The organism is Hypericibacter sp., from assembly GCF_050729195.1.
In the GTDB taxonomy this organism is placed as follows: domain Bacteria; phylum Pseudomonadota; class Alphaproteobacteria; order Dongiales; family Dongiaceae; genus Hypericibacter.
In genome coordinates, this window is the sequence record NZ_JBOHKS010000316.1 from 1 (window position 1) to 12,691 (window position 12,691).

Here is a 12,691-nt window from a genome sequence, read left to right on the forward strand (position 1 = left end):
TTCCTGGAGCTTGACCAGTTCGACATGCAGCTTGCGGAGTTCGCGCTGGTAGTCCTTGCCCTTGATCTTGGTCGCATGTGTGTCGGCTTTCGATGGCGCTTTCGCGCCGACCGCTGCGTTGCGTTTCTCGCCAGTCTTCTTGGCCATCCTCGTCTCCCAAGGGATTCGGTTCTGGCTGCGGGAACGCGCCATCCAGATCGGCGCGATCAGGCGGCCATACCGAGATCAACGCGCCGGATCGACATCCGCGCAGTCCCGAACCGCCCCGGCGGCGCAGTTCCGGAACCCAGGCAAGGACGAAAGCGGCAATCGCTCCCGCAGAATCAGCCCGCGGGCAGCCGCCGGATCGCGGCGACGAGCTCGTCGGTGAGGCCGGCGAGGGCCTGGCTCATGGCGGCGGCAATCGCTTCATAATTGTCGCCCGTCGCGCTGGCCGTGACCGGCTTTTGGATATTCGAGCGCCCGTTGAGGAGGATCTTGCCGCTCTGGGCATCGGCGATGGTCCAGAAGGCGGTGAGCGCCACCGAACCTGATTGATCGCGTTCGAACTGGGTGATGTTGACAGTGATCTGATCGGTCAATGCGCTGGAGTCGGTCCAGGGATAGATCGAGACGCGATCGGTCTTGAGCAACGAGGAGAGATTCTCGGCCAGCACGCGGGTGATGTTGTCGCCGATGCGCCCGCCCCATTGATCGAATTCCGCAAGCTGGAGTTGATTGTCGCTGCTGCGAGTCACGATCTCGGGTCGGTCCAGATATTGCGGGATCGTCACCGGCCCCACGCCGAGCGAGGGGCCCGGAGCGGCAGCCGGGTTGGGGGCCGAGACCGGCGTCAGGACATAGAAGCGCGAGGGCTTGCTGTTGGCGCAGCCCGAAAGCAGAAGCGGGGCGGCAACGAGAGCGACCGCCGCCATCAGACCGAAGAAACGGGGCATAGGCCTCTCCTGGTTCATTGTTTGCCGGTGATCAGGGCGTTCGGGTTGCGCTGGAGATAATCGGCGAGGGCGCGGATCGACTGGGCCATCGCCTTGAACTCCCGCAAGGTGTCGGTCGTCTGTGACAGCAGGGCCGGGTTCTTGGCGAGATCGCGTTCCAGCAGGGTTGTCACGTCGTCGACCGATGCCAGCGCCGCGTTCAAAGTCTTGAGCGTGGTCTGCAGGTCGTTGGTCAGAATCGCGGTCTTGCCCTGGAGCTGGTCCGCCAACTTGCCGTAATCACTCAAGGTGTCGTTCAATGTATAAAGGGGCTCGCCTTCCTTCATCTGGATGCGGTCATTGGCGGCGAGCATCAAGTCATGGGCCTGCTGGGCGGTCCCCTGCAGGTCCGCCAGCGTTGGCGTGATCTGTTCGTTGACGCCCTTTATCATCGTGCTTGCGTCGGTCAGCATCTGCTGCAGGTTGAGGATCGCACCGCTGACCTGGGAGGAGATCTGGTCGAGCGGCATCTTGCTGAGCTTCTCCAGTACCGCCGAGATATTGGCCTGCATCTCGTCCATGCTGGAGGGGATCGTCGGCAGTTCCGGCAGTCCGGTGACGCCGCCGACCAGCCTGACCGGAGTCTCCGGATGGAAATCGAACTCGACGCTCGCCTGCCCGGTCACCAGGGACTGGACCACGAGCTGGGCGCGCAGGCCGCGCTCCACCAAGACTTTCAAGTTGTTCACGTCGCGTTTCCCGGCGACGACATGAAGCATGTTCGGGAAAATCTGGATGACGACCGGGATCTTCAGCGTCTGCTCGTCGATATTGTAGTTGATGTTGATGGAGGTGACGGTGCCGATCTGGACACCGCGGAAGTCCACCGGCGCGCCCACGGCCAGGCCGCCCATCGAGCCCTCGAAATAGAGGACAGCATTCTGCTTGTGCTCGAGGAATTTGGTGCCGCCGAAGGCGACGGCACCGGCGAGCGCCAGCACGATCGCGCCTAAGACGAAGGCGCCGATGAGTTTCGGATTGGATTTCTTGGCCATCAGCTTGTCCTGTTTCCCCCGCGTGTCACCCTGGCGCCCCGGCTCCGGACTTGGCGAGCTCGCCGCGCAGGAGGAAGTTGCGGACTTTCGGGTCTGGGCATTCGTCGCGCAGCTTCTTGGGGTCGCCCTGCGCGATCATCGTCTTGGTGTCGGCGTCGAGAAACACCGAGTTGTTCCCGATCGTGAAGATGCTGGCGAGCTCGTGGGTGACCACCGCGATGGTGGCGCCAAGGCTGTCGCGGAGCTCGAGGATCAGGTCGTCCAGCATGCGCGAGCTGATCGGATCGAGGCCGGCCGACGGCTCGTCGAAGAACAGGATCTCGGGATCGAGCGCCATGGCGCGAGCGAGGCCGGCGCGCTTGCGCATGCCGCCGCTGATCTCCGAGGGATAGAAATCCTCGAAGCCGGCGAGGCCGACCAGCTTCATCTTGAGCGAGGCGATCTTGCGGATCTCGGCGGGCTTGAGGTCGGTGAACTCGCCCAGCGGCAGCGCGATATTCTCGGCCAAGGTCATCGAGCTCCAGAGCGCGCCGCTCTGATAGAGAATGCCGAAGCGGCGCATCATGCGCTGCTGCTCTTCCGGATCGGCCGCCCAGAGGTCCTGCTCCCCGAACAGCACCTGGCCCCGGGCGGGGGCCTTCAGGCCCACCAGATGCTTCAGCAGGGTGCTTTTGCCGCAGCCGCTGCCGCCCATGATGATGAAGATGTCGCCGCGGTTGATCGTGAAGTTAAGATTTCGCTGAATGACGAAATCGTCATAGGCCATATCCAGATTCTTGACGGTGATATGGGCGTCGGTCGCGGGGGCGGTGTCGGGCATGACGCGCGCTCCCTCAGATCCCGAGAGCGGCCGTGATGACGGCGAAGATGCCGTCCGTCACGATGATGAAGACGATGCCGGTGACGACCGCGGAGGTGGCGGCAAGGCCGACGGCGGACGCGCTGCGGCCGCACTGAATGCCGCGCAGGCAGCCCGACACGGCGACCAGCACACCGAACACCGAGCTCTTGAAGATGCCGACCGCGAAATCCATCAGCCCGACGCCATTCAGCGTCTCGTTGACATACGACGTCAGGGACAGATGCAGCATGCCGACGCCGACGAGCGCGCCACCGAGGATGCCCATGAGGTCGGCGAAAATGCAGAGCAGCGGCATCATGACGATGAGCGCGATCATCCGCGGCAGCACCAGGAATTCCATCGAGGACAGGCCGAAGGTCGAGAGCGCATCGATCTCTTCGTTGACCTGCATCGTGCCGAGCTGGGCGGCGAAGGCGGCGCCGGTGCGCCCCGACATGATGATCGCCGTCATGAGCGCGCCCATCTCGCGCGCCATGGCGATGCCGACCAGGTCGGCGACATAGATCTGGGCGCCGAACTGCTGCAGCTGGATGGCGCCGACGAAGGCCAGGATCAATCCGACCAGGAAGGAGATGAGCGCGACGATGGGCAGGGCCGCCGCGCCGCATTCATAGATGATGTCGATGAGATCGGAGCGCCGGTAGCGGGCTCGGCCGATCATGAGCTTGCCGAAGGTCTGGACGGCCAAGCCGAGGAACTCGACCATCTCGCCGGCGGACCGCCCTGCGGCGATGACTTCCTTGCCGAGCAGCGTGAGGAAATCCACGCGCTTGCTGGTGCGTTGCGCGCCCTGGCGCTCTGGCACTGCGACCGCCAGCTTCAGCAGCCGGCCGGCGCCTTCCGGCAGGTTGCCCGCATCGAGCGTGAGGCCGCGCGTCTTGCAGAGATCCTGTATGCCCACCAGGAAGGCCAGCAGGCCGCTATCCCAGCTGCCGAGCTTTCCGGCGTCGAACCTCAGGCGTTTGGCGGCAGGATTGGAGCCCAGCTGCTGATCCACCTGCGCCGAGGTTGGAAGACCCGAGCGCAACTGCCAGTCGCCGCTGAGGCTCAGCAGCAAAGTGTCGCCGCCCTGGGGCGTCAAGGTGAGCCCGGGAGCGGTGTAGTCGGGGATGGCGGCCGTTGCCAATGTCTTTGTCTCGGGGCCCTTCGGCCAACAAATCGGTTGCGAATGGCGAGACAGGGGGGCCGATCGGGGTCCTAGAACCCATTCGGAAGCTCGGAGGCCGTGGCGTGGCAACGAACTTCCGGCGTCGTCAAGCCCTCCCCATGCGCCCAAAAATCAGCACGAAATCCAAGCGAGGTAATCCCACATCAATTAAGCGCATTTATCGGGCGGTGGCGTCAATAGCCTGCGGCGCAGGGGACCGCCGAATCTTTGTAGCTTTTCAGTCATTTGCGCCTTGCAATCAAAGCGATGCCCAATCTTCGGCGTGGCGCGCCCTGACAAGTGACCCGACGGGTATTGCAAGTGCGAACGAGAGGCGACGATTGGAAACCCTTAGGCTCTGCCGCGGATGAGGTCGGCCGCCTTTTCCGCGATCATCACCACGGCGGCGTTGATGTTACCCGTGGGCAGGTCGGGCATCACCGAGGCGTCGACCACGCGCAGGCCCTCGATGCCGCGCAGCTTGAGCTTGGTATCCACCACCGCCATGGGATCGGACTCCACGCCCATCTTGCAGGTGCCCGCGGGGTGATGGACCGTGATCGAGGTCTTGCGGATATGGGCGTCGATGTCGGAATCCGCGGTCTTCTCGAGGCCCGGCGCGATCTCGCGCGCCACGTAAGGCTGCATCGAGGGCTGGGCCGCCACCTCGCGCGCCATCCGCACGCCCGCGCGCAGGGCCTTCCAGTCGGCGTCGGTCGAGAGGAAGTTCTGCAGGATACGGGGATGCGCGTTCGGGTCGGTGGATTTCAGGGTCACGGCGCCGCGCGCCTCGGGATGCAGCATCACCACGCGGCAGGCGAAGGAATCCGGGAACGGCTTCTTGAAGGGCTCGAAATAGGGCCAGGCGCCCAGTGAGGCCGTCGTCAGCAGGAACTGGATGTCCGGTTGCGGGAGGCCGGCGCGGCTCTTGAGGAAGGCGGTGCTGCCGCCGGGCACGTCGGCGGCGAAGCCGGTGCCAAAGCAATAGGCCTCGATCAGCGAGCGTCCGATGCGGTCATAGCGCATGGCCTTGAGGAACGGGCTCGGCGGCGCCTTGCGCAGATACATCAGGATCACCGAGACATGATCCTGCAGATTGCGCCCGACGCCCGGCAGCGCCAGTCTGACGGGGATGTCATGCTTCTTGAGCTCTTCCGGATCGCCGACGCCCGACAGCATCAGGGTCTGGGGCGTGTTGATGACGCCGCCCGAGAGAATGAGCTCGCGGTTCGCATGCACGGTCCGGGTCTGGCCGTCCTGCAGATATTCGACCCCGACCGCGCGATGGCCCTCGAACAGGATGCGCGTGACCATCGCCTTGACCTCGATGGCGAGATGACCGCGCTTCAAGGCGGGGCGCAGATAGGCAGTGGCGGCGCTGGAGCGCCGGCCGTTGCCGATCGTCATCTGCAGCCGGCCGAAGCCTTCCTGATGCTCGCCATTATAGTCGTCGGTCCAGCCATGGCCGGCACTCTTGCCCGCCGCCGCGAAGGCGTCAAGCAGCGGGTCCTTGAATTTGCAGGTCTGGGTCGAGAGCGGCCCGTCGCCGCCGCGCCAGGGGCTGGCGCCTCCCTCCCAACGCTCCTGCTTGCGGAAATAGGGAAGGGCGTCGTCGAAGCCCCAGCCTTCGAGCCCTTGTGCGCGCCAGCGGTCATAGTCGCTGCGGTGGCCGCGCACATAGGCCATGGCGTTGGTGGAGGAGCAGCCGCCCACGACCTTGCCGCGCGAGCATTCCACGGCCCGGCCACCGACACTGGGCTCGGGCTCGCAGAAATACATCCAGTCATGCAGCCGCTTCGTCAGGATCTTGCCCCAGCCCAGTGGGATATGAATCCAGGGATCGCGGTCCCAGCCGCCAGCCTCGAGAATCAGGACCGAGACGCCCTGGTCTTCGGTCAACCGGTTGGCAAGCGTGCAACCGGCGGAGCCGGCGCCGACGATCACATAATCGTACGCGTTTGATCTGGTCATGGGCTGCGGGCGGGGATGTTGCGGCGGGTTGAAAGGGGTGTGTCGTCAGCATGGCACAGCCCGCCCCGCGCTGGGGAGCGGGACCATGGCGTGACCAATGAACGGCCGCGCCTTCGTGGCTGGCGAACTTCACCCTTGACCTTCCGGACCGGTCCTCGATCCACTGCGGGCAAGGTTGCCACGACATCCAGAGGGAGCGACGCGTCATGGACGAAGCAGAATTCCAGCGCAAGAAGGCGGAGATGGAGCCCTGGTATTGGTGGGGCATCCAGACCTTCTTCAAATGCCCCTGGGACGAAAACCCGGCGAACTGCGATATCGGGCTGGTCGGCGTGCCGCACAGCTCGGGCAATGGCTCGACCGAGCGCGACCAGCATCTGGCGCCGCGCGCCGTGCGCAACAATTCCGGCTGGTATCGCCGCGGCCATCAGAAGTTCGGCATCGTGCCCTGGGAGGTCGCGCGGATCCACGATCTGGGCGATGTGCCGCTGCCCCACGCCATGGTCAACGACATCTGCGTCCAGGACATCGAGGGCTTCTTCAAGCGGCTCGACCGCACCGGCACGCGGCCGGTCTCGATCGGCGGCGATCACGCCATCACCGGTCCGATCCTCAAGGCGATCGCCGGCAAGGATGCGAGGCTTACCGGCGGGCGCAAATGCGCGCTGCTCCATTTCGACGCCCATCGCGACGATTACGAGCATATCCCGCATTGGCTGGGCTCGGTGCGCTCAGCGGCCCATTGGGCGGCCTATACGGTGGCCGAGCAGCATGTCGATCCGACCCGCTCGGTCCAGATCGGCATGCGCGGCAACCCGATCAAGCCGCGCGCCGACATCACCGCCAGCAAGCTCGGCTACAAGCTCATCCCGGCCGAGGAATTCTTCGAGCTCGGCATCGAGAGCACGGTGCGGATCATCCGTGACAGGGTCGGCGACATGCCGCTCTATATCACCTTCGATCTCGACGTGCTCGATCCGGCGGAGGCGCCGGCCGTCGCCAACATGGAACCGATGCAGCGGGGCCTGCGCGCCTGGCAGGCCGAGAAGATCTTCCACGGCCTGCGCGGCCTCGACGTGATCGGCGGCGACATCGTCTGCATGATCCCGACCAAGGACAATCCCTCGAACATCACGGCGATGACCGCGATGGCGCTGATGTTCGAGATGATCGCGCTGATCGCGGACGGGGTGAATCAGAGGAAGAAGGGGTAGGGATGCGCGTAGGCTAGATCGAGCAGCCCCCTCCCTAACCCTCCCCCAGAAGTTGAGGGAGGGGACAATGAATCAAACGCGCCTCATTTTCTTGTCCCCTCCCCCTTCAAGGGGGAGGGCTACACTGTCAGTGCTCCAGCACCTCTAGAATCCCGTCGATCACCGCTTCCTGATTTTCCAACACGTCATTGTTCCAGAATCGCAGGACACGGAAACCTTTCGCCTCGAGCCACGCCGTTCGGACCTCGTCATAGCCTTGCGTCTCTGTATGCGAGCCGCCATCGAGCTCGATGACCAGCCGTTCCTTCAAGCAAACGAAATCGACGATGTAAGAGCCGATAGGCTGCTGGCGGCGGAAACGGAAGCCGTCGAGTTGCTTGCGCCGCAGGAGATACCACAACCGTCCTTCGGCGCCGGACATGCGTTGACGCAGCGTGTGGGCGGACTGCGTGATCGCGGGGTGGATCATGATCGACGCTCTGGATCGGGAGGCGGAGCGGCCCCCTCCCTGGCCCTCCCCCTCGTGGGGGGAGGGGACTGGTCTATCAAGTATAGATTGTGTTTAAATCAGAAAATACAACTCAATTCACAAACCGCCCCTGCACCTCGCACAGCAGTTTGTCGAACAACACCGCCCAGGCGGCCTGGCTCTGCTGGCTCGCGATCAAATCCTGGCGCACCTCGATCTCGAGGCTCACGAGGCCGCGCTTCTCGCCATGCACCGGGACCGTGTAGTCGGTCTCATCGGTCAAGCGGTAAGGCTCGTTGTCGCCCACCACCAGCGGCCGCCCGGCTTCGGCATGGCCGCTGTCAGCGGGAACCTGGGCGGCCTGGAGCAGGGGCCGGATCGCATCCGCCAGCCGCCGGTCGCGATTATAGAGCAGCCCCACATGCCAGGGCCGCGACTGGCCCTTATAGACCGGCGTGAAGCTGTGCATGGCGATGAGCAAGGTCGGCCGTCCGGCGGCCTTGCGGGCATCGAGCAGGCCGGCGATCGCCTGGTGATAGGGCCGCCAGATCTCCTCGCGCCGGGCCGCGATGTCGGCCGGCGTCAGATCGCGGTTGCCGGGGATCTGGGTGTTCTCGCTGATCCGGGTCGCGAAGTCGGGGGCGTCGGGCGGCCGGTTGCAATCGCAGACCAAGCGTGAATAGGCCTGCCGGATGGCGGTGGCGTCGAGGCGGTGCGCCATCTGCCGGGTGAGGCCCGCGGCCCCGATATCCCAGCCGATATGCCGCTCCAGCTCGAAGGCGGGAATGCCCAGATCGCCCAAGCGGCGCGGCAGCAGACGCCCCGCATGGTCGCAGGTGAGGAGATAGGGTGACCGGCCGTCGGGCCGGTGGATCGCCACGGGGTCGGGTTCGTCGGGATCGAGCAGGGTGTCCGGCGGCGTCATGACCATGAAACGAAGCGGTGATGAAAAGAGGGTGGGCTCGGAGGATGCAGTTTAACCCGGCCTCGATGCGGGGCAAACCGGGTTGACGGGAACGATCCTGTCGAAGCGGTCCGAACGGGGTTCCATCGGGCCGTCGGGACCCTTGCGATCGACATCGATTTCATGTCCGGCGTCGGTGCTTTTCGGCCATCCTGCGGTGGCTCCCGGCGCGGCCGCCATGATATGGTCCGCCCCATTCAGTCAAGCCCCTCGAGGCATGAGGGGTCGAGGTGCTGCTCAATGTATGGATCCCCCAATACGGCCGCCGCGCAGCAGGTCGTCAATTGCCGCCTCTATTGCGACGGCCGTGCCGTCCGTGACATCGATATCGAGCATCTCGACGAGGTGCCCGACGCGCCCGGCCAGTTGATCTGGATCGGGCTCTATGATCCGGACGAGGAAGTGCTCGCCAAGGTCCAAAAACGTTTCGGACTGCATGAGCTGGCGATCGAAGACGCGCATCTCGCCCATCAGCGCCCCAAGCTCGAAGTCTATGGCGACACGCTGTTCCTGGTGCTCCACACCGCGCGCCGGCAGGCGGCCGAGTTCGCCTTCGGCGAAAGCCATTTCTTCATCGGCCGCGGCTATGTCGTCACCATCCGCCATGGCCCGTCCGAGACCTTCGCCGCCGTGCGCGCGCGCTGCGAGGCGGCGCCCCAGATGCTGCGCAAGGGCGAGGATTTCATCCTCTATGCGCTGATGGACTTCGTGGTCGACAATTATTTCCCGATCATCGACGCCATGGAGGCCGAGATCGAGCAGATCGAGGACGACATCTTCTCGAACCGCTTCAGCTCGGACGACATCGAGAAGGTGTTCGGCTTGCGCCGGGATCTGGTGGCGCTGCGCCATGCGGTCCAGCCGCTGCAGGACATCTGCACGCGCATCATGCGCTTCGACGTGCCGCTGATCGACCGCGACACCTATCCCTATTTCCGCGACGTGCAGGACCACGCGATCAAGGCGAGCCAGGGGCTGGAAACCTTGCGTGAAAATCTGGGCTCGGCCCTCGACGCGCATCTCATGCTCTCCTCGGTCAAGGCGAACGAGGTGATGAAGAAGCTGGCCGGATGGGCCGCCATCCTGGCGGTCCCGACCGCCATTGCCGGCATCTACGGCATGAACTTCAAAGTCATGCCCGAGCTCGAATGGGTCTGGGGCTATCCCGCGACCCTCGCCGCCATCACCGGCGCCTGCGGCTATCTCTATTACCGCTTCCACAAGGCGGGGTGGCTGTAGCGATGAGATGATCCCCTCCCCCGTGTTCGGGGGAGGGCGAGGGAAGGGGCCCCTCGGTTATCGACATCGCGTTTACCCCCTCCCTAACCCTCCCCCACAAGGAGGGAGGGGATAAGAAACTCTTAGCTCCGACCGTTCCTCACGCGCCTGATCAGCGCCGCCGTCGACGCGTCGTGATGGTCCAGCGCGTCGGCATAATGCATCTCCGTTTCGATGCGGGTTGCCAGTTTCTTGCCGAGCTCGACGCCCCATTGATCGAAGCTGTCGATGTTCCAGACCACGCCTTCGACGAAGGTCTTGTGCTCATAGAGCGCCAGGAGCTGACCCAGCGCGCGCGCATCGAGGCGGCGCATCAGGATGACGTTGCTGGGCCGGTTGCCGGGACAGGCGCGTTGCGGATCGGCCTGCGGGCTGCCGCTCATCAGCGCCTCGGCCTGGCCGATCAGGTTCGAGAGCAGCATCTGGTGATGGGCGGGCCTGCCATGACGGTCCTCGACGACGCCGATGAGATCGACGGGCAGCAGGCGCGAACCCTGATGGAAGGCCTGAAGGAAGGCATGCTGCACCTCGGTGCCGACCCCGCCCCAGACCACGGGCGCCGTCGGCAGGAGCACCGGCTTGCCCTCGCGGGTGACGCCCTTGCCGTTGCTCTCCATGACCAGTTGCTGCAGATAGCCGGGCAACAGCGCCAGCGCGCTGTCATAGGCGATGATGGCATGGGTCTCGGTTCCCTGGCAGCCGGTATACCAGAGGCTGAGCAGCGCCAGCAGCGTCGGCATGTTGCGCTCGACCGGCGCGCTGCGGAAATGCCGGTCCATGGCGCGGGCGCCGGCGAGGAGCTCGCGGAACACCGGGAAGCCGTGGGCCACCGCGATCGGCAGCCCCACCGTCGACCAGAGCGAGTAGCGGCCGCCGACCCAGTCCCACATGGCGAAGGCGGCGTCGGCATCGAGGCCGAACTCGGCGATCGCGGACCGGTTGGTCGAGACCGCGCGGAAATGCTTGGGCAGATCCTCGCGGCTCCCGCCGCGCGCCAGGAGCCATTCGCGCGCGGCCTCGGCATTGAGCCGGGTCTCGGCGGTCGAGAAGCTCTTGGAGACGACCAGGAACATCGTCGTCGCAGGCTCGAGCCCCTCGAGCAGGCGCGCCACCGCGCCGCCGTCGGGATTGGCCAGGAAATGGACCCGTGGGCCCGTGGGTTTGGGACCGGCCAGCGCCTCGACCGCCAGCGCCGGCCCCAGATAGGAGCCGCCGATGCCAATCGAGACCAGATCCGTGATCGGACGCCCATCGAAGCCGGTCCAGCGTCCGCTGCGTAGCGCCTCGCTGAATTCCTCCATGCGGGCGAGCTGGGCCGCAACCTCCGGCATCACATCCGTGTCGCCGATCCGCATCGGCTGTGCTGGATCCGCCCGCAGCGCCATATGGAGGGCGGCACGCCCCTCGCTGTTGTTCACGGGCTCGCCGGCGAAGAGGCGCTCCTTCCAGCGCGGGAGCTGCGCCTCCTCGGCCAGCGCCTTCAGGAGATCGAGGGTCTTGTTGGTGACGCGGTTCTTCGAGAAATCGAGAAACAGGTCGTCCTGCTCGAGCGCGAAGCGTTCGGCGCGCGTGGGGTCCTGCTCGAACAGGTCCGTCAACCGGATCCGGGTCAGCGTCTTGGCATGGGCCTGCAAGGCCTGCCAGGCGGGCGATAGGGGAGAAGGCGCCATCCGTGACTCCTGCTGCATCGTGAAGTCAGCCGATCCCGAGAACCGGACCTGCTTCGCGCCGGCGGGATGATCGGGAGGCGGGCGGGCGCTCGCAAGAGAGTAGGGAACGAAACGGTCGCCGCGCCAGTCCCCTTGCAATCGGGGACCTGTGCGCAAGGCCCGCCGATTCCGGTGCGGATTCTCGCGGAAACCGTGGAAATTTCAGGGCACCGCCCGATGTTGCGCCGGCCCGCCGAACTGCCTAGATTGCCAGGACAATTCCGATTTCACGGTCATTTGAGCTGCGCGCCCGCATGAGCCAGACCTTCGATTCCGTCGCCGCGATCATCAACGAGGTCTGCAGCATCGACCGCGCGAAGATCACGCCCGAGTCGCACACCATCGACGATCTCGGCATCGACAGCCTGGATTTTCTCGATGTCACTTTTGCCATCGACAAGCGCTTCGGCATCAAGATGCCGGTCGAGCGCTGGATGCAGGAAATCAACGAGGGCAAGTCGAAGATCGACGATTATTTCGTCCTGAAAAATCTCTGCCTGCGGATCGACGAGCTGGTCGCGGTCAAGGCCGCCTGATCGCGTTCGCGGCCATCGGTCCCTCGCAGGCGAGCGCTCCATGCAGTTCGATTATTTCCAGATGGTGGACCGGCTCGAGAGCCTCGATCTCGAGGCGCGCGAGATCCGCTGCCGCGCGGAGGTGCCGGAGACCTCGACGGTGTTCGAAGGTCATTTCCCCGGCCATCCGATCGTGCCGGGCGTGCTGCTGATCGAGGCCATGGCGCAGACCTCGGGATATCTCCTGCTCGCCCTCTCGGCCTATGAGCGCATGCCTTTCCTGGCGGGCATCAAGGAAGCGAAGCTGCGCAGCTTCGTGAGGCCGGCGACGGTCCTGACCGTGATCGCCAAGGTCGAGCATGAGGGATCGGGATTCTGGGTGACGCAGGCGCGCTGCGAGGCCGGCGGCAAATCCGTGGCCGACGCCCAGATCATGCTGCGCAGCCTCCCCTATCCGAGCGAAACCATGCGCCGCAACTTGCGCGCCTTCGCCGACCGGATCGGGATGCCGTAGAGATCGAGTAATATAGTCCCCTCCCCCGCATTTGCGGGGGAGGGTTGGGGAGGGGGCTGCCCGGTATCGACATCGCGTC

General features: G+C 65.0%; 12 protein-coding genes. 4 read left to right on the forward strand and 8 right to left on the reverse strand.

The window, feature by feature from the left end; genetic code table 11:
• Nucleotides 1–323: 323 nt before the first annotated feature.
• The 5 genes from ACREE8_RS25765 to ACREE8_RS25785 all read right to left on the reverse strand — a co-directional run bounded on the left by ACREE8_RS25765 (nucleotide 324) and on the right by ACREE8_RS25785 (nucleotide 5,949).
• Nucleotides 324–935, reverse strand: coding sequence for a PqiC family protein (locus tag ACREE8_RS25765; RefSeq protein WP_431575886.1), 612 nt, complete (start codon nucleotides 933–935; stop codon nucleotides 324–326).
• 14 nt (nucleotides 936–949) lie between these two features.
• Nucleotides 950–1,969 carry an MlaD family protein gene (locus ACREE8_RS25770; protein WP_431575887.1) on the reverse strand — a complete coding sequence of 340 codons (1,020 nt, stop codon included), beginning with the start codon at nucleotides 1,967–1,969 and terminating at the stop codon, nucleotides 950–952.
• A 25-nt stretch (nucleotides 1,970–1,994) separates the two neighbouring features.
• Nucleotides 1,995–2,789: an ABC transporter ATP-binding protein gene (locus tag ACREE8_RS25775; protein WP_431575888.1), complete on the reverse strand. Its 795-nt coding sequence runs from the start codon at nucleotides 2,787–2,789 to the stop codon at nucleotides 1,995–1,997.
• Nucleotides 2,790–2,802: 13 nt separating this feature from the next.
• Nucleotides 2,803–3,957, reverse strand: coding sequence for an ABC transporter permease (locus ACREE8_RS25780; protein WP_431575889.1), 1,155 nt, complete (start codon nucleotides 3,955–3,957; stop codon nucleotides 2,803–2,805).
• Nucleotides 3,958–4,329: 372 nt separating this feature from the next.
• Nucleotides 4,330–5,949 carry a GMC family oxidoreductase gene (locus ACREE8_RS25785; protein WP_431575890.1) on the reverse strand — a complete coding sequence of 540 codons (1,620 nt, stop codon included), beginning with the start codon at nucleotides 5,947–5,949 and terminating at the stop codon, nucleotides 4,330–4,332.
• A 206-nt stretch (nucleotides 5,950–6,155) separates the two neighbouring features.
• Here ACREE8_RS25785 and ACREE8_RS25790 point away from each other — a divergent pair, with 206 nt between their 5' ends.
• A complete protein-coding gene (locus ACREE8_RS25790) occupies nucleotides 6,156–7,163 on the forward strand; it encodes an arginase family protein (RefSeq protein ID WP_431575891.1) in 1,008 nt (335 codons plus the stop codon).
• Nucleotides 7,164–7,290: 127 nt separating this feature from the next.
• On the opposite strand, the gene ACREE8_RS25795 is transcribed toward ACREE8_RS25790, so the two are convergent.
• A complete protein-coding gene (locus ACREE8_RS25795) occupies nucleotides 7,291–7,632 on the reverse strand; it encodes an endonuclease domain-containing protein (protein ID WP_431575892.1) in 342 nt (113 codons plus the stop codon).
• Nucleotides 7,633–7,744: 112 nt separating this feature from the next.
• Nucleotides 7,745–8,557: an N-formylglutamate amidohydrolase gene (locus tag ACREE8_RS25800; RefSeq protein ID WP_431575893.1), complete on the reverse strand. Its 813-nt coding sequence runs from the start codon at nucleotides 8,555–8,557 to the stop codon at nucleotides 7,745–7,747.
• A gap of 279 nt (nucleotides 8,558–8,836) precedes the next feature.
• Between ACREE8_RS25800 and corA the strand changes: the two genes are divergently transcribed.
• On the forward strand, nucleotides 8,837–9,835 hold the full coding sequence (corA, locus tag ACREE8_RS25805; RefSeq protein ID WP_431575894.1) for a magnesium/cobalt transporter CorA: 999 nt from the start codon (nucleotides 8,837–8,839) through the stop codon (nucleotides 9,833–9,835).
• 122 nt (nucleotides 9,836–9,957) lie between these two features.
• Here the strand turns inward: corA and pgi are convergent, their stop codons facing one another.
• Nucleotides 9,958–11,544 carry a glucose-6-phosphate isomerase gene (gene pgi / locus ACREE8_RS25810; protein ID WP_431575895.1) on the reverse strand — a complete coding sequence of 529 codons (1,587 nt, stop codon included), beginning with the start codon at nucleotides 11,542–11,544 and terminating at the stop codon, nucleotides 9,958–9,960.
• A 293-nt stretch (nucleotides 11,545–11,837) separates the two neighbouring features.
• Here pgi and ACREE8_RS25815 point away from each other — a divergent pair, with 293 nt between their 5' ends.
• Entirely contained in the window at nucleotides 11,838–12,119 is a 282-nt protein-coding gene (locus ACREE8_RS25815; protein WP_431575896.1) for an acyl carrier protein, read from the forward strand.
• Between the two features lie 40 nt (nucleotides 12,120–12,159).
• Nucleotides 12,160–12,612 carry a 3-hydroxyacyl-ACP dehydratase FabZ family protein gene (locus tag ACREE8_RS25820; protein ID WP_431575897.1) on the forward strand — a complete coding sequence of 151 codons (453 nt, stop codon included), beginning with the start codon at nucleotides 12,160–12,162 and terminating at the stop codon, nucleotides 12,610–12,612.
• The last annotated feature ends 79 nt before the right edge of the window (nucleotides 12,613–12,691 follow it).